The organism is Porticoccaceae bacterium LTM1, from assembly GCA_030252795.1.
GTDB lineage: Bacteria > Pseudomonadota > Gammaproteobacteria > Pseudomonadales > Porticoccaceae > SCSIO-12696.
This window is the reverse complement of sequence record CP127080.1, coordinates 1,453,868-1,475,736: the sequence shown is the minus strand read 5'-3', so window position 1 is coordinate 1,475,736 and position 21,869 is coordinate 1,453,868. Positions and strand designations below refer to the sequence as shown.

13 protein-coding genes are annotated in these 21,869 nt (G+C 51.0%); 5 read left to right on the top strand and 8 right to left on the bottom strand.

All coding sequences use genetic code 11. The annotated features are described in order from the left end of the window. Position 1: 1 nt before the first annotated feature. The 4 genes from QP938_06390 to QP938_06375 form a co-directional block, all read right to left on the bottom strand. Positions 2-865 carry a DUF692 domain-containing protein gene (locus QP938_06390; protein ID WIO75528.1) on the bottom strand — a complete coding sequence of 288 codons (864 nt, stop codon included), beginning with the start codon at positions 863-865 and terminating at the stop codon, positions 2-4. A gap of 14 nt (positions 866-879) precedes the next feature. Beyond that, positions 880-1,293, bottom strand: coding sequence for a hypothetical protein (locus QP938_06385; GenBank protein ID WIO75527.1), 414 nt, complete (start codon positions 1,291-1,293; stop codon positions 880-882). A gap of 178 nt (positions 1,294-1,471) precedes the next feature. After that, positions 1,472-5,404, bottom strand: coding sequence for an ATP-dependent RNA helicase HrpA (hrpA, locus tag QP938_06380; GenBank protein WIO75526.1), 3,933 nt, complete (start codon positions 5,402-5,404; stop codon positions 1,472-1,474). A gap of 105 nt (positions 5,405-5,509) precedes the next feature. Beyond that, entirely contained in the window at positions 5,510-7,186 is a 1,677-nt protein-coding gene (locus tag QP938_06375) for an AMP-binding protein (protein ID WIO75525.1), read from the bottom strand. A gap of 140 nt (positions 7,187-7,326) precedes the next feature. Here QP938_06375 and QP938_06370 point away from each other — a divergent pair, with 140 nt between their 5' ends. Beyond that, positions 7,327-9,000: a formate--tetrahydrofolate ligase gene (locus tag QP938_06370; GenBank protein ID WIO75524.1), complete on the top strand. Its 1,674-nt coding sequence runs from the start codon at positions 7,327-7,329 to the stop codon at positions 8,998-9,000. Positions 9,001-9,040: 40 nt separating this feature from the next. On the opposite strand, the gene QP938_06365 is transcribed toward QP938_06370, so the two are convergent. Genes QP938_06365 through rmuC form a run of 3 tightly spaced genes read right to left on the bottom strand, consistent with a single transcriptional unit; the run spans position 9,041 to position 11,726 of the window. Further along, entirely contained in the window at positions 9,041-9,817 is a 777-nt protein-coding gene (locus QP938_06365) for a class II glutamine amidotransferase (protein WIO75523.1), read from the bottom strand. A gap of 26 nt (positions 9,818-9,843) precedes the next feature. Further along, positions 9,844-10,344 (bottom strand): DUF2489 domain-containing protein, encoded by a 501-nt coding sequence (locus tag QP938_06360; protein ID WIO75522.1) that lies wholly within the window; start codon positions 10,342-10,344, stop codon positions 9,844-9,846. Between the two features lie 29 nt (positions 10,345-10,373). Then, entirely contained in the window at positions 10,374-11,726 is a 1,353-nt protein-coding gene (gene rmuC / locus QP938_06355) for a DNA recombination protein RmuC (GenBank protein ID WIO75521.1), read from the bottom strand. A 105-nt stretch (positions 11,727-11,831) separates the two neighbouring features. Here rmuC and murI point away from each other — a divergent pair, with 105 nt between their 5' ends. After that, complete coding sequence (gene murI / locus QP938_06350) at positions 11,832-12,647, top strand: glutamate racemase (protein WIO75520.1); 816 nt, start codon at positions 11,832-11,834, stop codon at positions 12,645-12,647. Positions 12,648-12,661: 14 nt separating this feature from the next. Here murI and QP938_06345 read toward each other — a convergent pair whose 3' ends face one another. Further along, positions 12,662-13,306 (bottom strand): NUDIX hydrolase, encoded by a 645-nt coding sequence (locus QP938_06345; protein ID WIO75519.1) that lies wholly within the window; start codon positions 13,304-13,306, stop codon positions 12,662-12,664. A 110-nt stretch (positions 13,307-13,416) separates the two neighbouring features. Between QP938_06345 and QP938_06340 the strand changes: the two genes are divergently transcribed. The 3 genes from QP938_06340 to purB all read left to right on the top strand — a co-directional run bounded on the left by QP938_06340 (position 13,417) and on the right by purB (position 21,795). Continuing rightward, positions 13,417-16,116, top strand: a complete 2,700-nt coding sequence (locus tag QP938_06340; protein ID WIO75518.1) for a PD-(D/E)XK nuclease family protein — start codon at positions 13,417-13,419, stop codon at positions 16,114-16,116. Between the two features lie 577 nt (positions 16,117-16,693). Further along, a complete protein-coding gene (locus QP938_06335) occupies positions 16,694-20,092 on the top strand; it encodes a UvrD-helicase domain-containing protein (protein WIO75517.1) in 3,399 nt (1,132 codons plus the stop codon). A 332-nt stretch (positions 20,093-20,424) separates the two neighbouring features. Next, positions 20,425-21,795, top strand: coding sequence for an adenylosuccinate lyase (gene purB, locus QP938_06330; protein ID WIO75516.1), 1,371 nt, complete (start codon positions 20,425-20,427; stop codon positions 21,793-21,795). The last annotated feature ends 74 nt before the right edge of the window (positions 21,796-21,869 follow it).

The window sequence follows — 21,869 nt, the reverse complement described above, 5'->3', positions numbered from 1 at the left end:
CTCAGACCTCTGCCTTGCTAGTTACCAATGGCTCAACAGTGCTGAATTTGGCCTGTGCTGCCTTGATCTGGTTAACTTCGGCCAATAACTGCTCAACGGGAGGGATATTGAAATCCCGCTCCAGCAGCGTTGGCATTACCCCAAACAGCTCGTAGGCTCGATCCAGCAACTCCCAGACTGGATCAATCACGTTAGCGCCGTGGGTATCCACTCGCAGGTCCTCAGCCTCATTGTAGTGGCCAGCGATGTGTACATAGCTGACACGCTCACCCGGCAAAGACGCCAGGAATTCAAAAGGGTCATAACGGTGGTTGATGCTGTTTACGTAAATGTTATTCACATCCAGTAAAAGATCGCAGTCCGCCTCTTTCAGGACTGCATTGATAAAGTCACTTTCAGACATCTCCTGGTGAGGCGCGGCATAGTACGACGCATTCTCCATTCCGATTCGCATACCCAGGTAATCCTGTACCTGTCGAATACGTTCGGCCACATAATGAACGGCCTCTTCGGTAAAAGGAATTGGCAGCAGATCATATAAGTGCCCATCATCACTGCAGTAGGTAAGATGCTCTGTGTAAGTCTTGACGTTATGCTCAGCGAGAAACTGCTTAACATCTGCAAGAAAATCAAAATCAAGCGGTGACGGTGATCCAATGGATAATGACAACCCGTGGCAGACAAACGGGAAGCGCTCGGTATATTCGCGGAACTTGCGGCCATTCCGGCCCCCGACATTGATCCAGTTTTCCGGAGCAACCTCCATAAAATCAACATCGGATAAAGAAAGGGACTGCAGGTTGTCGAGTTGACAACGCCGCAGCCCCAGACCCGCCCCCTTAATGGGGTAGCGTTTTAAAGACATCACACAAGCCGGGCTTATTCGCCCTTCTCTTTATCTTTGTCTTTTTCTTTTTTCATATCTTCGCCGCATTTACCTTCGCCGCACTTACCTTCTTCTTTACCTTTCTCTTTATCTTCGCCGCACTTACCTTCGCCGCATTTACCTTCTTCTTTACCTTTCTCTTTATCTTCGCCGCATTTACCTTCGCCGCACTTACCGTCTTTGTCTTTTTCCTTACCTTTATCCTTGTCGCCACACTTGCCTTCACCGCACTTGCCTTCACCACAACCACCTTCGGCAAGCTTGGAGCTCATGTTGTTGTAGCCAGAAGTCAATTCACTGGCCTGAAACGGGTTATCAGATGCCATAGCCATTGGGGCAACAGCAACAGAGGCCAGAAATGCTGCGCCAACAGCGGCCGCCAGAGGTTTAGTAGCTTGTTTAGCCATGAGGGAACTCTCCTAATCTTGGTTATGAAAGCAACCTGTCCTAGATCAGATTGCTGGTCTTATGACCGGTCTAACGCCGGTTGGTTTCCATACTATCTTCATTTTTTTAGCTTTAAATCTTCAGATTTGCAATCTGGGGAATGACCGACCCTGTTGATGAGAGCTTGCTCACAGTAATTCAACTAAAGGCCTCATTTACCTCCTTCCAGTAATCCTCAATACGTTTGAGAGATACTGGCATTGCCGTTTTGAGCTGCTGAGCAAACAGGGAAACCCGATATTCCTGTAGTAAAAAGCGATAATGTGCCACTCTTTGCAGCTGTGTTTGAGACCATTCGGACTGTTCTACAGGCAAAGAGCCTGGCTTCGACTGAAGCTTTTCAAGCTCAAGGGTAAATTGCCGGTCTTTAAGTACGTTGAGCGGAGCTTTTTCCAGGCGCAGTTGAATTGCCTTGATATATCGAGGATATTGCCTGAGCACATCAAAAGACTGATCAGCCCAACTTTCGTGACTTAACAACTCATCCAGTTGCTGATTAATATCATTGGCGGCATGAATAGCAGCCAATCCCAACTTCTTGAGTGCTTTACGAATCTGGGCCAATGGTTCCAAAATTGATTCAACTATTGACTCCAGTTCATTAGCAAATCCAACAATAGCGCCACTGCCCTGCTCAATCAGCGCCTCAAATGTCTGCTGATCCCGCGGAATTTGATCGCGATCAGCAAACAGCGCCTGCCGGTAGGCATTTGTAACTAACGGCTCGATCAATTGCTCGCGTTTGCCCAACCCCGCGGCCATTAATTTCAGGTCTACAGACTTTAACAGCTGCTTTTTCAGGTATTTGGCTGGCTGCGAATGCTGTATGAGAGCAAGCTTAAGTACACCTGTCCAACTCAAGTTACGTGCTGCATCTGGATGATCGAGCAATTTCAGCGAGACGCTTTCACCTTCATCAATTAATGCCGGCCAGGCGCGGACATTCAAACCGTTTTGATCGTTTTGGTAGATTTCCGGCAAGTCACCGAAATTCCAGCTGGTCAAATTGGATTTTTCGATACCGGGATCTGCAGCACGCTGGATAGTTTTTTGTACTCGATCACGATAGCGAATTTGCAGCTCTTCCAAATCTCGCGCCACCGCCAGTTCGGCTCCATCCTCGTCAATCAACCTGAAATTCATTAAATAGTATGGATCCAGTTGATCTACTCGCCATTCTGCCTTGGTCAAATCAACACTGGTTTGACGCTGTAATTGAAATCCAAGAGCCTCGCCCAACGGCTTATTGTCAGGTTGCATACCTGGTAGTGCCTTATCCACAAAACTCGGTACTGGCACAAAGTTGCGGCGCAATGGCTTGGGCAAGGCCTTTACCAAACTGATGCACTTGTCCCGCAACAACCCTGGCACCAACCACTCAAAGCGAAACCGCGGTGCCTGATGGAGCGCTGCTAAAGGAATAGTTGCGGTAACGCCATCCTGCGGATGACCCGGCTCAAATCGATAACTGAGAGGATAAGAGATCCCCTGCCATTGAATGCTATCGGGGAATTGGGCCTCTGTTGCATTGCTTACAGAGCGCTGCATCAGCAGCTCGCGATCCATAAACAACAGTTCGGGATTTTCTTGTTCCACTTGTTTGCGCCAGGTTTCAAAGCTGGTTAAGTTGGCAATATCTGCCGGCACCCGTTCATCAAAGAACTGATAGATGGCTATCTCTTCGGCAACAATATCCCGCCGCCTCACCCGCGCTTCAATATCTTCCAGCTCATCCAGCAATTGTTGGTTATGGCTGAAAAATTTCCCTTTTGCTCGCTTGTGCTCACCGTATCTCCCTTCTACCAATGCCGATTGAATAAACACCTCTCGGCATTCTTTCGGGTTGATGTGTGAGTATGAACAGCGCTTACGCTCGACGATTGTCAGACCGTAGAGAGTCTGCCGCTCAAAAGCCATCACCTCACCGCGCTTCGCATCGTAATGCGGCTCGGAATAATTTTTCTTTACCAGGTGAGCCGCCAACTTGGGCAGCCAACCGACATCTATCTGTGCGACGGTGTGGGCAAATAATTTACTGGTTTCAATCAGCTCGGCACACATCAACCATTTAGGCGTTTTTTTATAGACACCAGAGCCGGGAAAAATCATAAATTTGCGATTCCTGGTTCCGAGATACTCTTTGCCCTCGTGCAGGGTCGCTACCTGTCCAAGCAGACCGGTAAGCAATGCACGATGAATTGCTGCATCGTTGTATGTAAAGCCTTCATCGGATTCGCTTTTAATACGTGCTGAGCTGTTTTTTATCTGCAGCTCCCGAACTGAATGGTGAAGCTGATGGTGCAGATCACGCCACTCCCGCATTCGCAGATAGGAAATAAAATTGCGCTTACAGTATTTACTGAATTGGTTGCCGGATAATAGCTGGCGCTGTTCTTCCATGTGGTCCCATAGATTTAACAGCGATATAAAGTCCGAAGTTTTATCACGCCACTGGGCATGTGCCTGATCGGCCTGTTGCTGTTTCTCTGCAGGTCGCTCCCTTGGATCCTGGATACTGAGGGCCGAAACAATAATTAGTACTTCGCGCAGGCTTCCTTCATCGGCTGCTGACAACAGCATTCGACCCATTTTCGGATCCAGGGGTAAACGGCAGAGCTGACGACCAACGGCAGTGAGACGATCTTTGGCATCAATAGCGCCAAGCTCCTTGAGTAATTGAAAGCCATCGCTGATCAAGCGCTGATCCGGCGCATCAACAAAATCAAAATTGCGAATATCACCAATTCGCAAATGCATCATCTGCAGAATAACCGCCGCAAGATTGGTGCGAACAATTTCCGGGTCAGTAAATTCGGCACGATTGATAAAATCCTCTTCCGAATAGAGTCGATAACAGACCCCGTCACTCAAGCGGCCACAGCGTCCCTTGCGCTGGTTGGCACTTGCCTGTGAAATTGCCTCAATGGGCAAACGCTGAACCTTGGTGCGATAACTGTATCGACTGACACGTGCCGTACCAGGGTCAATCACATAGCGAATTCCGGGAACAGTGATTGAGGTTTCCGCGACGTTGGTCGCCAATACAACCCTTGTGCCACGACGACCGCGACTTTCAAAAACCTTATTCTGCTCGGCGAGACTGAGGCGTGCATACAACGGCAGCACTTCGATATGAGGAAGCTGAGCTTTGCGAAGTGCAAGGGCAACTTCACGGATATCCCGCTCACCGCTCAAAAACACCAGCACATCACCGCGCTGCGGCAGTGATTGAATTTCATCCAATGCATTGAGCACCGACTGGCTTAACTCTTCATCTTCCGACGGCGGGCAATAACGAAGCTCAACCGGGTAGGTTCTCCCGGACACTTCTATAACAGGCGCATTATCAAAGTGTCGGGAAAAGCGCTCTACGTCGATCGTGGCAGAGGTGATAATAACCTTCAAGTCCGGGCGTTTGGGGAGAATCTGTTTTAAATATCCCAACAGAAAATCAATATTAAGGCTTCGCTCGTGGGCCTCATCGATAATGATGGTGTCATAACGATTAAGCAGTCGGTCATTTTGAATTTCCGCCAGCAAAATACCGTCCGTCATCAACTTGATATAGGTATTTTCGGAACACTGGTCGTTAAACCGGACTTGATAACCCACTTTATCGCCCAGAGAAGTATGCAATTCTTCAGCGATTCGACTGGCCACTGTGCGAGCTGCAATTCGGCGCGGCTGGGTATGGCCAATCAAACCATGACTGCCACGCCCAAGCTCCAGACAGATTTTTGGCAGCTGCGTAGTTTTACCGGAACCGGTTTCACCGGCTATCACCACAACCTGGTTTTCGAGAATCGCTTTGGCAATATCATCGCGACGACCACTAACAGGCAGGTCCGGGTAATCTATTTGGGGAATTCCTTCGCGACGCAATGCGACCTGTTGGCTGGATGACTCAACCAGTTTTGCTAATCTTTCAAGGTCTTTGTCGAACGGCTGCTTGTTCGCAATTCGCTCCCGAACTTTTTTCAGACCGGCAATCAGCCGACCTCGATCAGCGCTCAGGCAAACATCAAGCTGTTGGGAGATTTGTTTGGCGATTTGGGTTGGACTTTCAGACATTCTTCCACGATAAGGCAGCACGGCACAGGTTTGCGCCTCGTTACTGCCGGATACGAGGCGATTCAGGATTTTATCGGGTTGACCCGTCTATTGATAGCCAAGGATCTAGGACGCCTCACGGAGTCTGGCGCGAAGTACTTTACCTACGTTAGATTTAGGCAAATCTTCACAAAACTCGAAGTGGCGAGGAACCTTGTATGCAGTCAAATAGCTTCGTGACCACTTCTTAAGCTCTGTAGCATCCAGGCTTTTACCATTTAATACCACGTATAACTTAATCGCTTCCCCGGTTAACTGATCTGGCACACCGATAGCGGCACACTCCTTAATATCCGGGTGGCCATTAAAGACATTCTCAATTTCGTTTGGATAGACATTAAAGCCGGAGACGATAATCATATCTTTCTTGCGGTCCATAATCCGCAAGCGACCATCCTCCCCTACACAGGCAACATCGCCGGTATGAAACCAGCCTTCATTGTCGGGGCTGCCTGCAAGCTCTACCCCTTCGCTCCAGTAGCCACGCATTACCTGCGGACCACGCACCCAAAGCTCACCCGACCCGTCTATTCCCTGGTCAACACCCGAATCGTCAACGATCCTGATTTCGGTATCCGGAACCGTAACACCTATGGTTCCCAGCTTTTCATGCCCCGGGACATTAACCGCAATTACTGGTGATGTTTCGGTAAGTCCATAACCCTCAGTGATCGGGCAACCGGTAATCCCCTGCCATTCCAGAGCCACCGACTCACTGAGCGCCATACCGCCAGAGGCAGTCAGCTTGAGTCCGGAAAAGTCCACTTCCCTGAAGCTTTTATGGCGCATCAGTGCGGTAAAGAGCGTATTTAGCCCAAAGAAAATCGTTGCCTTGGTGTTTTTCAGGACTTTAATCAGAGACGGTATGTTGCGCGGATCGGGGATCAAATGAATATGGCCGCGAATGTGCACCATCATCACCATACTGACCACAAAAGAGAAGACGTGGTAAAGCGGTAAAGGAGCAATAATTTGCTCTTCATTTGCCTTGAGTCCACAGTTTTTCAAAATCTCCATCACCTGAAAAGTGTTACAGATCAGGTTGTGATGTGTCAGTTCAGCGCCCTTAGCGACACCTGTAGTGCCTCCAGTGTACTGTAGCAATGCGATGTCCGATTGCTTAAGTTCAACCGGGGAATAATGACTCTTTCTACCCAGCTGAAGCGCTTTTTTAAATGAAACCTCTTCGGCCAGGGCACTGACTTTGCGACCTTTGCCGGTGACTTTGATCAATGCGCTTAACATCAGGCGCCTGCCATCACCCAGCAAATCTGCCGCGCCCGTACTGATTACAGTAGTAATGTCAGTCTGCGGAAGAGCCTCTTTGAGGTTGTGAATCAGGCTGTCCAGAACCACCACAGCCTTTGCATCGGAGTTACCCAGCTGGTTGACCAGCTCTCTCGGTGTATAGAGCGGATTGGTGTTCACCACAATTAACCCGGCCTTGATGGCACCAAATGCCACTACGGGATACTGCAGCAGGTTAGGCAACTGAATTGCAATACGGTCACCGGGCTCGAGACCGGTGTGCCGCTGCAGGTATGCAGCAAAGTTATTCGATAACTCATCAATCTGACGGTAACTGAGAGTCCCTCCCAGTGCCGAAAACGCTGGGCTGTTCGGACTCTTGGCCACTGCAGAAGTTAACAGTTCCACAATGGTTTCCGGCAGGTTTTCCGGAAGATGCTCGCTGATACCAAAACGTCGACGTGCGTCGTTAACGGCTTGTTGCAAGGTGGTCATGTCATCCCTCAAAGTCATTGAAAGAAAGCTTGGGCCTACCGCCCTATTACTTAGATCGTTTTTTGTTACCATAGCTCGACTTAATAGGGTCTGTCGACCGATCCTTACAACAACACAACAAATATTTTTTGGGGATAACCATGGTGAGATCCGATATAGAAATCGCCCGCGAAGCATCAATGCAACATATCAATGAAATTGGTGAAAAGCTGGGTATTCCGTCAGACATGCTGATTCCCTACGGCCACACAAAGGCCAAAGTTCATCAGGATTTCATCAAAGGGTTGAACGGAAATTCCAACGGTAAGCTGATACTGGTAACTGCTATCAGCCCTACAGCTGCCGGGGAAGGTAAAACCACCACAACTATTGGCCTAGGCGATGCCCTCAACCGCATTGGCAAAAAAGCCTCAGTCTGTATTCGCGAGCCCAGCCTTGGTCCCTGCTTCGGCATGAAGGGTGGCGCCGCCGGGGGCGGTTACTCCCAGGTAGTGCCAATGGAAGACATCAACCTGCACTTTACCGGCGATATGCACGCCATTGGCGCGGCACACAACCTGCTGTCAGCCATGATCGACAACTATGTGCATTGGCACAACGAAGTCCGCCTCGACCTGCGTCGCATTACCTGGAAGCGTGTTGTGGACATGAATGATCGCCAGTTGCGTCAGGTCGTGACTGGTGTTGGCGGCCCCGGTAATGGTTACCCGATGGAAGGTGGATTTGACATTACCGTGGCCTCAGAAGTAATGGCGATTTTCTGTCTCGCCAACGACCTGAAAGACCTCCAGGAGCGCCTTGGGAAAATCGTGATCGGCTACACCCGAGATAAGCAGCCTGTAACTGCTGCTCAAATGGATGCGCCGGGTGCCATGACTGCCCTGCTTAAGGACGCCCTGCAACCCAACCTGGTCCAGACACTGGAAAACAACCCGGCATTTATCCACGGCGGTCCGTTCGCCAACATAGCCCACGGCTGTAACAGTGTGATTGCCACCAAAACTGCATTGAAACTCTCTGACTATGTCGTGACTGAAGCCGGTTTTGGTGCCGATCTGGGGGCCGAAAAATTCTTCGATATCAAATGCCGCAAGGCTGGCCTGAAGCCTGATGCTGCAGTAGTTGTCGCCACTGTTCGCGCCCTGAAAATGCACGGCGGTGTCGCCAAGAACAACCTCGGTGGTGAAAACGTTGACGCTGTTAAAAAGGGCCTGGAAAACCTCGGCCGCCACATTCGCAACGTAGGCCAGTTTGGAGTTCCGGTTGCGGTTTGCATCAACCACTTTACCGGTGACACCAAGGCCGAAATCGAGGCCATTGAGCAGTATGTGCAATCCCATGGTGCCAAGGCTTATGTCTGCACTCATTGGGCCAATGGCAGTGCCGGGGCTGAAGAACTTGCGAAAGCGGTGGTAGAGCTTGCCGAGCACGAGAATTCACAGTTCCGCACCCTCTACGATGACAACATGACGCTCTGGGAAAAGACCCGCCATATCGCCCGTTCCATTTACGGCGCGGATGACATTATCGCCGACAAAAAGATTCGCGATCAGTTTGCACAGTTCCAGGAGGCGGGCTATGGCCACTTCCCGATCTGCATGGCGAAAACCCAGTACAGTTTCTCGACTGACCCGAATCTGTTGGGTGCGCCAAGCAACCACGTAGTGCCTATTCGTGAGTTGTCACTGTCAGCCGGCGCGGAGTTTTTGGTGGCTATCTGTGGCGATATCATGCGGATGCCGGGATTACCGCGAGTTCCTGCTGCAAACAATATTTATGTTAACGATAACGGGCAGATTGAAGGGCTGTTCTAATCCTTAAATCAAAACGCCACCTTCATTTTGAAGGTGGCGGCTACAATAGCCGTCGAACAATCTCGCCTTTCCTGAAAACCAGAAACTCTCCTGGCTGCATTACCTGCCAATCTTCATTATCAGTCAGCGGAGCAGTAGCAATTATTGTTCCGGCAGTAACCTGAGTATCTTTCAATTTAAAGTCTACAGTCACATCGGCATCTTTCAACTTGGCAACACTGAATGGTGGCCGACGGGTAAACCAGGTTAACTTGGTTGTGCAGTAAGCGTAGGTATAGCGAGAGTCACTGAAAATCAGGTTACAGACTCCCTGCTCCCTGAGCTGATCACACCACTCTTTAAGTTGTTTGTGAAATGCGACCACAGAACTTGGTGGCCCCTGAAACGTATTGTCTATCTGACTCATCAGCCAACAAAATGCATGTTCTGAATCGGTGGTTCCTACCGGATTAAAACGCCCCAACGGCCATTTTTTTACCGACTTAAACTGGCCGTTATGGGCAAACACCCAGTATCGGCCCCACAATTCTCGAACAAATGGATGTGTATTCTGCAGAGCCACCATTCCGGCATTTGCCTGACGAATATGACCGATCACATTGCAACTTCGAATCGGGTAATCACGTACCAGGTCTGCAATACGTGAACAGTGGCTAGGGGACGGATCGAGGAAAGTGCGAACGCCCTTGTCTTCGTAAAAAGCGATTCCCCACCCATCGGCGTGGGGACCAGATTCACCGCCACGCTTCATTAATTCGGTAAAACTGAAACAGATATCTGTTGGTGCATCCGTGGACATACCGAGAAGCTCACACATACTGGATACCTGATTAATACTTTAATTTATGGTTGATAGAAGCCGACGCCGCCATCTTTTTCTTCCTGCTTTGGCAAGTTCAAACCATTCAGGTGAATTGTTCTGCAGGTTTCAAGAATAAAATCACCGTATTTATCTTCGATGATTTCCATCTCTTTCAGGTAGGTCATTTGCTGCTTGAATTTCAGCTGCTTCCACTCATCCAGAATGGGAATATGCCCCAACTCTTCCGCCGCTTTGTGTAGTGACAAAAAGCGATCCTGCTGCCCTACCGGCCCCAACTGATTTAGCAATGAACTCAAACGAATGCAGCACTCGCTAAGCGACATTTGTTCTTCCAGCATAGCACCGGCAATAACCACAATGCTGTTGGTAATGTTGTCACTGCGCTCCTTCACAAAAGCTTCAACCTCTTTGCGGGAAGCTTCCTGTTCAGCAATACGGGTTTTTACCTTTTGGTGTAAATGCCAAGCGTAAAAACCCAAACCGGTGATAATCAAAACAGCGAGAGAAATCCAGATCAACATAAATATTCTTCTATCCAAATATTAAAAAGTTATTCCACCTCTGACTCAAGCCGTGGCGCGCCATCCACCACCGCCTGTTCCAGATTGGATTTGGCAATTTGCTTCTTGGCTTTGGCACCCAGGACTTTAATATCTTCAACCCGCTTCACCAGATTGCCACGCCCGCTATGCAGTCGCTTATTGGCTGTATCCCAAGCTGCCTGACTGCGCTCAAGCTGTTTGCCAATATCGTCAAACGCTTCAACCAGCAGCACAAACTGATCGTACAGCCCGCCGGCTTTCTCGGCGATTTTTTCCGCGTTGCGGTTCTGGTCCTCGTAGCGCCAGATATTGTGGATGGTGCGCAAGGTGGCCAACAAGGTGCTTGGGCTCACCAGAATAATCCCCTTGTCATAGGCGTCGCGGAACAGGGTTTGATCCTGCTCCAGCGCCACCATAAAGGCGGATTCAATCGGCACAAAAATCAGCACGAAATCGAGCGTATTAATACCGTCCAGTTGCTCATAAGCTTTACGGGACAGGCCGGTAATATGCGTGCGCACCGAATTGACATGGGCTTTCAGGTACTGCTGCCTGTCTTCGTCATTTTCGGCACTGCAATAGCGTTCGTAATCGGTCAGCGACACCTTGGAGTCGACAACAATATCCCGATTGTCCGGCAGGTGAATAATCACATCCGGCATTCTGCGTTTGCCATCGCTGTCCACAAACGATGCCTGGGTTTCGTACTCCCTGCCCTTGTGCAGGCCAGATTCCTCCAGCAATCGCTCCAGAATCACCTCACCCCAGTTGCCTTGCATCTTGCTGTCACCTTTCAGGGCGTTGGTGAGGTTTTCCGCTCCCTGGCTGATCTGCATAGCCTGCTTTTGTAGCTCGGCTATCTGTCCGGCCAGTTTGTTGCGGTCGGCGTTTTCCTTATCGTAGACATCTTCCACTTTTTTGCGGAAGTCCTTCAGCTCCTGACGAACCGGTGCCAACGTGGTATCCAGTGCTGCCTTGCTCTGCTGCGAGAAATTCTGCTGCTTGGCGTCAAAGATCCGGTTAGCCAGATTTTCAAACTCTTTGGCCAGAGATTCGCGAGCAGCTTTCAACTCAGCCAATCGTTCCTCGTAACGCTCTGTGGAAGCGCTCAATCGCTCGGTAAGAGTGGCTATTTCGGATTCTGCCTGACTCAGCCGGGATTGTTTGGTTGCCAGTTCAGTACGCAGCTTCTCGAGTTCGCTTCCCAGCATAGTACTGTTGGCTTCGGCGGTGGATGCTCTGGCAATGGCCTCACTCTCGCTGCCACCATGCTTCTGCCTGGCCATCAGGTAGCCAGCCAGCCCACCCACTGCAAGAGCGAGGACTAAAGCGATCCAGTCTATCAGGGTTACGTTTTCCACAATTCCTTCCCAAGTGCATCTTAGTTATGGAGGCTATTCTAACAGTCTGGCGAGCACAGCAAAGCAAAGTGTACAATTTGCCGACATTCATTGACCTGTAACCACATGCCCCACTCTGCTACGCCCTCAACTGCCCCCAAGGTCCTGGTGTTCGATTCCGGTGTCGGCGGATTGAGCATTCTGGCCGAACTGCGTCGCGCCCTGCCGATGTGCGAACTGGTGTTTGCCTGCGACAACGCGGCATTCCCCTACGGCACTAAAGACGAAGAGACGCTGGTGGAGCGTGTAGATCAGGTGCTGAAGGCCCTGATTCGAAAGGTTGATCCGGATATTGTGGTGGTTGCATGCAACAGCGCCAGCACACTGGTATTGCCAAGAATTCGCTCACACTTCGTCAGACCGGTAGTTGGTGTTGTCCCCGCCATCAAACCTGCTGCTGCCATGAGTCAGACCAAATGTATTGGCCTGTTAGCAACACCCGGAACCGTTAAACGCCAATACACCCAGCAGTTAATTGACGATTTCGCCAATGACTGTCGCGTGGTGCGCGTTGGCTCATCGGAACTGGTGCATCTGGCTGAAGAGAAAATCAGAGGCAAAGCGATTTCAGCGGAGAAGCTGCAGGAGGTTTTGTCCCCCCTGCTGGCTGAAACCGAGATCGATACCGTCGTTTTGGCCTGCACCCACTTTCCGCTGCTGAAAGAAGAGTTGAGCGCACTCGCCAAGCCACATATCCGCTGGATAGATTCAGGCGAAGCCATCGCCCGCCGTGTTCACTCACTGTTGCCTTCGCTGGATACAGGGCTGCCTGAGGTACAGGAGAGTCTGGCGATCTTCACAGGCCCCCATGATCAGCTGGACAGTATGTCGATTGGTCTGAAGAACTTTGGCTGTACCCGCATAGAAATTATGCAGGTTTAGGTCCTAAACCAATCTCAATCAGAGACGATCTTTACGGGATAAGGAAACTCCCACTCGGTAATCCCATAGCCCGCCTCTTCGGGAATCAGCGCCACTGGTTTGCCGTTGGTAAAACCTAAACCCGGCATCAGTGGCTTTACTTCTTCCAGACGAGCCCGATCCAAAGCCTGCTTTACGGAATCAAACCCTATCAGGCGACGAGCATTCATCAAGGTGGGAAACATCAGCTTGAATTCACTTCTATCACAGCCCTCAACTAATGATTGCGGGGTGAGCCAGCGTACTTCAACTATTTCACTGCCATCTGGCACCGGCTGCTGGTCACTGGGCATTTGAACGACAAAGAAGTGGGTATCAAAGCGCATCGCCAGCTCCACCGGAGTAATCCAGTGGGCAAAGTGAACGACAGTGTCTTGGGCCACATTCAAGCCAACCTCCTCAAGAGTTTCACGCCTGGCATTGCGCAGAAATGCCGACAGTGGCTCATCACCCTCGACCTGATCCTGCTTATCCAGTACACCACCAGGAAAAACCCAGAAGTCACCAGCCATGCGCAGCTCCGGGTTGCGTCGGGCAACCAGAACCTCAATGCCGTTACTGCTGTCGCGCAGTACAATCATGCTGGCAGATGGGATCGCTTTTGGTGGTTTGTTCGTCATCTTGGTATTCGCTATGGCGTATGTGTCTGTTAACAGTAAGTATTCAATTAGTGTTAACAGACTCTTGGTTATGCGATTATTCGCTCTCTCAAGGATGCAATAATACCAATATGTTAAAGCCACTGTTTGATATCGAACCCCTGCTGCCAGCCATTGAGTCCGGTGCAACCATTCTGACACCCAACAACCGTCTGGCCAGCAAATTGCTCGATGCCTGGGGGCTTATCCAGCAGCAACAGGGCAAGCTGGCCTGGAAAATGCCGGCGGTTTTTGCGATCGAGAACTGGATTTCAGAATACTGGCAACAGCTTGTAACCGGTGCTATGGAAGGCAGTGACCGCGCCGAACTTAGCGGTGCACAAGAGCTGCTGCTCTGGGAACAGATTATCGAAGCGGACGATGACAAACCTCTTTTGCTGAATGCCGCCGGTCTGGCGCAGAGCGCCATGCGCGCAAACCAGAATCTGGCTATGTGGGCAATTGAGCTGGACGAACTGCGCTCCTATGACGAGCCAGGCATACAACTTTTATTGCGTTGGCAGGAGACATTTCAGCAGCGCTGTGACGACCTGAAACTGATTTCCCACCCTAAATTAATCGCCAACGTCGTCGATGCATTCCAATCCGGAAAAATCACCGGTATCGAAAAAATTATTCTGGTGGACTTCCAGACCCTGGCACCGCTACACCGTAAAGTAGTTGAATCCGCCACCAACAACCTCGTAGAGTTCCAGTGGCCAAAAAATAATAGCCACCAAAGCCGACAAGCGACGTTTAACGATTCATCGCAGGAATTACAGCAAGCAGCACACTGGGCCGAGCAAAAACTGCACGCGGAGCCTAATGCCCGTGTCGGCATTATCATTCCTGACCTACCCAATCGCCGCCAACAGGTTGAAAGAGTGTTTCGCGAGCAGTTTGAGCCGCTTTACAAACTGCCCAAAACAGAACGTTACGCACCGCCATTTAACATCTCCACCGCAACCCCGCTGGCAAACACACCGATGATTGCCAGTGCGTTGCAACTGTTGAAGCTCAATCAACCGAAGCAAGCATTGGCGGATTTTTGCAGGGTGCTGAATTCGCCCTTTTGGGGCAATACCGATTCTGGGCAACTGGTCCGCAGCCTTACAGAAAAACGTTTACTGACCCTCGAAAAAGCAACCATTCGATCTGTAGAGTTTCGCGAGTGCGTTGCCAGAATTGAAGATAGGATTTCCTCTCTGTCCGGCGATGTTGAAGAATCCGAAAACAAATTGTCCAGCTTGTTAAATCACGCTGAACAATTGCGACGCCAGCGCCCTTACTCAGATACACACAGCAACTGGCGCAAACTGATTGAGAGCCAACTGACCATTTTTAATTGGCCAGGCCCGCGCCCGATCGACAGTATAGAATTTCAGCAGCGAAACCATTGGCGTAAATTGCTCGAGCAATTTGAGGCCTTAGGTGCTGTCGCGCCACCGGTTTCATTTGCCCAAGCCTTCAAACAACTTGAGCGTCTTGCTCAAACCACACCATTCCAGGCCGAAACCGAAGACTCACCTCTTCAGATTCTCGGTTTACTGGAAGGCGCCGGATTGCGATTCGATCACCTGTGGATGATGGGCATGGATGACCGCCAATGGCCGCCCGCCACCGAACCTAACCCTCTATTACCCATTGCATTACAGCGCGAAAAACAAATGCCTCGCGCCAGCGCAGAGCGAGAACTGGTTTTAGCTCAAAAGCTTTTGGATACCTACCAGAGCCGCGCAACCCAGCAGATATTCAGCTACTGCCAGTTTGACGGCGATGCCGAACTGTCGCCCAGTTCACTGATTGCCGGAATGGAGCCGATAGATTTTGAACCACTGAAAAATACAGACTCGCCAAGTGCAGAATTGGAGTTCATTCCAGTCGGCTCAGCACCAGAATTAAATCCACAAACCGAAACAGTGCGCGGCGGCAGCAGCCTGTTTAAAGACCAGGCCAACTGCCCGTTCAATGCGTTCGCTCGCTGGCGCCTGGGTGCACTGGAACCCAGCGAACCTTGCAGCGGCCTCTCGCCATTGGAACGCGGCATCATCCTGCACAATATTCTCGATACATTTTGGGAAAAAATCGGGTCTCAGGCTTCTCTTCATGATTTATCGAACGAAGAATCCACGAATCAGGTTACCGAAATTGCCAACAGCATTTTGAATAAATGGCGTAGCCGTAAGCCGGAACTCGGCGATCAGTTTTTTCAGCTGGAAGCAGAACGACTAACCAATTTAATTTCACGTTGGCTGGATGTGGAGCGTCAACGTACTGCTTTCACAGTAGCCGCAAGAGAGGCACAGGTAAAAGCCGAATTTGCTGGATTACCACTGGATTTGCGCATTGACCGAATCGACACATCAGAAAACGGCGAAGAAATCCTGATTGACTACAAAACCGGCAATGCTTCTGTAAGCAGCTGGCTTGGTGATCGCCCTTCTGAACCCCAATTACCGCTCTATTCCCTGCTGCTGAAACAACCACCGGCAGCCATCAGTTTCGCCATTATCAATGCCGATCAACAGAGCATGACCGGCCTTGCAGAAAATCCTGCACTTATTCCCAATTACCGTATTCCACGTAATGCTGAGCTGCCTGAATCATGGGGTGAACTGATTGAACAATGGAAGAGCACACTTACCTCTATCGCGATCAGTTACAAACAGGGTGACGCTGAAATTACGCCCTATAACAATCAGGCGTTTAATTATCAGGATGAGCTTTTGCCTCTCAATAGGTGGCCTGAGCAGGTGCAGATGGAAAGGCTTTTGAAAGGGGATCCGTCTTAAATGGCTGCTTCGTATTTAACTGTGGTAGCAAGTTCACAATTAATAGCCGTGACACGCCGTAAACCCATCCATGGGGGCTCGACGCCAGCATCTGACCGCCATGGATGGTGGAAATGCCGATTTTGCAGGAGCAATAAATCGGCCCTGCTGGCCACGGTCACGGCTATTAATTGTGAACTTGCCCGTGCCTCTAGCTGGATTCGAAATTTACTATCAAGGGAAAGCCTGATTAATTACTTTTCCGTCGCTCCCGCGAAGGCGGGAGCCCATGTTTTTCAAAAGCTTATAGATTCCCGCCTTCGCGGGAATGACGTTAATCAGAGTTCCCTTAAGGTAATAATGAAATTTAAAAGCCAATCTAGCTTACTGAGCTCTTTTTTTAAGCTAAATGCCTTCAGCACCAAGCTTCCAGAAGCAGTTTCAGTATTCCGGTCAGTGACCGTGGTCAGCATGGATGCTGACCTCGAGCCCCTATGGATGGGTCTACGGCGTGTCACTGACCGGAATACTGAAACTGCTGACACACCAAGCCCAAACAATAACCAAATACATATCACCAAACAGACAGAGAACACAAGTGGCCAATAATTACCCAGCCGACCACCAGCAGCGTCTGGAAGCACTCGACCCAAGCCGCTCATTTGCCGTGGCCGCACCAGCTGGTTCCGGCAAAACCGGTCTGCTCACCCAGCGGGTATTAACCCTCTTGGCCACCTGTCAAAATCCGGAAGAAGTACTGGCAATTACCTTTACCCGAAAAGCCGCCGCGGAAATGCGCCACCGGATAATTGGCGCACTGAAAGATGCACAAAACAATCCGGAACCGGAAGCAGAGTTCAAAAAACAGACCTGGCTTTTGGCGCGTAAAGTTCTGGAGCGTGATGCCGAACAAAACTGGCAATTACTGTCCGCGCCCAATCGCTTGCGACTGCAAACCATTGATGGATTGTGCCGCGACCTCGCACGCCAACTGGTACTGGAAAATGGCCTCGGAGAATTGCCGCAACCTGCCGAAAATGCCGAACCGTTTTATCGCGAAGCCGTTCAGGAGTTAATGACCGAACTGGAATCCGGTGGCAGCAATGCCGATGCGATTTCTAATTTGTTGCGCCATCTCGACAACAATATGCAACGTCTGGAAAACCTGTTGTCTGGCTTGCTGGCAAAGCGTGAACAGTGGCTCGGTCATATTTTAAGCGCCATTGACGCGCGCCCTTACCTCGAAGCGCAGCTACAACAAACCATCAGCGATACTTTAGGAACCGCTTACGAGCAACTGCAACCTTGCAATAGTGACCTTGCACTACTGGTCGATTTTGCCGCCAGTAATCTGGCAAGCTCCAATCCTAATCACCCACTGTGCCAATTACAAAGAATCACAGAGTTGCCACCACCCGACAGCGATTGCGGTGATATCTGGAATATCGTTATTGATCTGCTGCTTACTAAAGAAGGCAATTGGCGCAAAACCGTCACCGTACGCGATGGTTTTCCGGCAGGTAAAGGCGAACCCAAAGAGCGCAAGGATCAACTGCTGGCACTGATTGGTGAACTGAAACAAAACAGCGCCCTACTGGATAACTTATTGGCAATCCGCTCGTTGCCCTACCCGGAATATCCCGCCAAACAGTGGCAAGTGCTCTCCGCGCTAACTCAGTTACTACCCCAATTAAGCGCACGTTTAAGTCTGGTATTTCTGCGCAATAACGCCTGTGATTTTACTGAAGTTACCCTGGCAGCCCTGCGAGCATTAGGCGATGAAGATGCGCCAACTGATACCGCCCTGCGACTCGATTATCGTATTCGTCATATTCTGATTGACGAATTTCAGGATACCTCCAGCAGCCAGTTTCAGCTGTTGAGAAAACTCACTGCAGGTTGGCAAACCGACGATGGCCGCACACTGTTTATCGTAGGCGATGGCATGCAATCCCTGTACGGATTCCGCAGTGCCAATGTCGGTCTGTTTCTGGAGGCGCGTCGTCACCCAATTGGCGAAATTCAACTGCAGCCGCTGAATTTAACGGTGAATTTCCGCTCCCAGAATCAAGTGGTGGAATGGGTTAATCAACATTTTAAAGCGGCATTTCCAAGTCAGGACGATATTGACCGCGGTGCCGTTCGCTACACCGATGCCATAGCATTCAATGACGCCCTGCCCGGCGATGCCGTTACTATCGATGCCGTTGTGGACCCCGAAAATCGCCAGCAGGAAGCCGCTCTGGTGGTAGAAAAAATTCACAAGGCAAAAGCCCAAAATCCCGAGGGCAGTATTGCCGTACTGGTTCGCAATCGCGGTCATTTGCGGGAAATTCTTCCGGCACTGTATCAGGCAGGATTGAACTGGCAGGCCATTGATATTGAACCGCTGTCGAAAAAAATGGCAGTGATTGATATTCACAGCCTGGTGCGAGCACTGCGCTCATCGGCAGATCGCATCGCTTGGCTATCGATACTGCGCGCGCCTTGGTGCGGTCTGGATCTGCACGACCTGCATACCTTGGCCAACTCAATCGTCGACGGAAATCCGCCCATTGAAGGCGAGCAATACCCGCTGCTTTTCGGCCAATTACTGCATCGCCAACAAATCTCCGGCTTGTCCGACTCCGGCCGCGCTCGATTGAATCGCCTTTGCGAAGTACTACTTCCCGCCATTGCCCACAAAGGCCGCAAACCATTGCGCAGCTGGGTGGAAGGTATCTGGCTTGCACTGGGTGGCGCTGAAGCGCTACTCGATCACAACGACCTGCAACACGCCCGCCGTTATTTCGACCTGCTGGAACAGCACAGCACCAGTGGCGATATCGACGACTGGCAGACCTTTACCCGTGCGGTAGACAGCCTTTACGCCGCTCCCGCTGCTAACAGTGACCCAAAATTGCAGTTAATGACCATACATAAATCCAAAGGCCTGGAGTTCGACACCGTTATTGTCCCGGGGCTGGATAAAACTGGTTTTGGCAGTGATTCCGAGATGCTGCTGTGGCGCGAGCGCATCGATTCTTTCGGCGACACCCAGCTTCTGCTTGGCCCACTGCAAGCCAGTGGCAGTGACAAAGACCCATTGTTTGAACACCTAAAGCAGGAAGCCAAGGAAAAGACACGCCTCGAAAACACCCGTGTAATTTACGTAGCAGCGACCCGCGCGATCAAACAGCTACACCTGATCTTTAATGTTAAAAGCGCGAAAGAAGACAGCTTTAAAGCGCCCGGAGCAGACAGCTTGCTGGCACCGTTGTGGCCAGTAATTGAGCCAAAGCTGCTCGCCCCAGGTCAGGGCTGCATCGTGCACCGCGATACCTTAAATCTTGAACAGCAACCCGGTCCAACGACCCTCAGCCACTTCGCTCGCTTGAAAGAAGAGTGGCAGCCACAACCCATTGAAGACAACCCACTGCTTGCGAACTTTCGAGGCCGTGCTGAAGGTTACGATGAGGAAACTCAGGAGCCGGACAACGCCGAGGCTCGCCATACCGGGACAGTTCTGCACCAAACCCTCCAGCAGATGGTGGCTGATGGCATAGACAGCTGGCACCAGGAGCGAATCGCCAGCCAACAGACCTTCTGGCGCAGCCAATTGCAGCAGCTGGGTATTCAGGAAACCACCAAGGCCCTAGAACAACTGCGCCAGGCCATTGAGGTGATCAGCAGCTGCGAAACCGGCCGCTGGCTACTGGCAAACAGCTATACCGACAGCCAGTGCGAACTGCCACTGATGTACGTCGACCAACAGGGTCGCCAGCGCAAAGCCGTAATCGACCGCACTTTTGTGGACGAAAACAACGTGCGATGGATTATCGACTACAAAAGCGCAGCCCCCTCGGCAGATCAGCCGCTTGATGCATTTCTGGCAGAGCAGAAGGAGCACTACCAGTCCCAACTCACGCGCTATTGCTGGATTTTCAGTCAACTGGAAAGCAGGCCCACCAAGCTGGCGCTCTACTTTCCGCTGATTAATCGGTTGGAAGAAATTTAGGCAGTATTCGTCGAGTGCCATTCTGAGCGTAGCGAAACTATACCCAGATCCTTCACTTCGTTCAGGATGACAACCATTATTGGGGGCAAGTCGCACTAAACGCAGCCCTTACCTTAATTGTCATCCTGAACGAAGTGAAGGATCTCTATTGTTTTCGACCTCACCCAAATAGCTGCCTCTCCACAGCCATCCTGAGCAAAGCGAAGGATCTCAAATGTTTTGGGCAACGCACGCAATAACAGAGCCACAAAGCCACACCAACGCTGCATTTTGACCCCATTTCGGGTATCATGCGCGCCTTCCTAAATCGACTATTCAAGAGACAGAACATCATGGATCTCTCGACGCTTACCGCCGTTACCCCAATCGATGGCCGCTACGGTTCCAAAACCGACGCCCTGCGCCCTATTTTCAGTGAGTTTGGCCTGATCAAATTCCGCGTTCAGGTGGAAATCCGCTGGCTGCAACAACTGGCCAAGCACGAAGAGATCGCCGAAGTTAAACCGTTCTCTGACGAAGCCAATGCCCTGCTCAACAGCATTGTTGATGACTTCAGCGAAGCCGATGCACAAGCCATCAAAAACATCGAAGCGACCACCAACCACGACGTAAAAGCGGTTGAGTACTTCATCAAGGAGCGCATCAAGGACAACGCCGAGCTGAACGCGGTAACCGAGTTCGTACACTTTGCCTGTACTTCCGAAGATATCAATAACCTGTCCCACGCCCTGATGCTGCGCGCCGGTCGTGACGAGGTTCTGGTTCCGACCCTGCAAAATATCGCCGACACTATCGCCGATATGGCGCACGATTTCGCCGAAATCCCGATGCTGTCCCGCACCCACGGCCAAACCGCTTCCCCGACCACCGTTGGTAAAGAGTTTGCCAACGTGGCAGCCCGTATGTTCCGCCAGATAGAGCAGATCAAAAACGTTGAGCTGCTGGGCAAAATCAACGGCGCCGTAGGTAACTACAACGCCCACATCTCCGCCTACCCGAATGTGGACTGGCAGCTGAATTCCCAGGACTTTATCGAGCAGGAGCTGGGCCTGACCTGGAACCCGTACACCACCCAGATCGAACCGCACGACTACATCGCCGAGCTGTTCGACGCCATTGCCCGCTTCAACACCATCCTGATCGACTTCGACCGCGACATCTGGGGCTACATCTCACTGGGTTACTTCAAGCAGAAAGTGATTGCTGGCGAAGTGGGCTCTTCCACCATGCCGCACAAGGTTAACCCGATTGACTTCGAAAACTCCGAAGGCAACCTGGGCATCGCCAATGCCGTGTTCAACCACCTGGCGGCTAAACTGCCGGTTTCCCGCTGGCAGCGTGACCTGACCGACTCCACCGTACTGCGTAACATGGGCGTTGGTATCGGTTACGCCATGATCGCCTACGCAGCCACCCAGAAAGGTTTGAGCAAACTGCAGCTGAACGAACAGCGTCTGGCCGAAGACCTGAACAACGCCTGGGAAGTACTGGCCGAGCCGATCCAGACCGTAATGCGTCGCTACGCCATCGAAGAGCCGTACGAGAAGCTGAAAGCCTTCACCCGCGGCCAGGCCATCAACAAAGAGTCCATCGCGACCTTTATCGATTCCCTGGAACTGCCGGAAGAAGCCAAAGCCGAATTGCGTGCCCTGACTCCGGCCAACTACATTGGTAACGCTGTAGCACAGGCGCAAAATATCTAAGCCATACCGTCATTCCCGCGAAAGCGGGAATAAACCGCACGTCATTCCCGCGCAGGCGGGAATCCATGGTTTAA

Coding starts and splice junctions, on each gene's coding strand:
- QP938_06390 (WIO75528.1), bottom strand. CDS start 865: ATGTCTTTAAAACGCTACCCCATTAAGGGGGCGGGTCTGGGGCTGCGG.
- QP938_06385 (WIO75527.1), bottom strand. CDS start 1,293: ATGGCTAAACAAGCTACTAAACCTCTGGCGGCCGCTGTTGGCGCAGCA.
- hrpA (WIO75526.1), bottom strand. CDS start 5,404: ATGTCTGAAAGTCCAACCCAAATCGCCAAACAAATCTCCCAACAGCTT.
- QP938_06375 (WIO75525.1), bottom strand. CDS start 7,186: ATGACCACCTTGCAACAAGCCGTTAACGACGCACGTCGACGTTTTGGT.
- QP938_06370 (WIO75524.1), top strand. CDS start 7,327: ATGGTGAGATCCGATATAGAAATCGCCCGCGAAGCATCAATGCAACAT.
- QP938_06365 (WIO75523.1), bottom strand. CDS start 9,817: ATGTGTGAGCTTCTCGGTATGTCCACGGATGCACCAACAGATATCTGT.
- QP938_06360 (WIO75522.1), bottom strand. CDS start 10,344: ATGTTGATCTGGATTTCTCTCGCTGTTTTGATTATCACCGGTTTGGGT.
- murI (WIO75520.1), top strand. CDS start 11,832: ATGCCCCACTCTGCTACGCCCTCAACTGCCCCCAAGGTCCTGGTGTTC.
- QP938_06345 (WIO75519.1), bottom strand. CDS start 13,306: ATGACGAACAAACCACCAAAAGCGATCCCATCTGCCAGCATGATTGTA.
- QP938_06340 (WIO75518.1), top strand. CDS start 13,417: ATGTTAAAGCCACTGTTTGATATCGAACCCCTGCTGCCAGCCATTGAG.
- purB (WIO75516.1), top strand. CDS start 20,425: ATGGATCTCTCGACGCTTACCGCCGTTACCCCAATCGATGGCCGCTAC.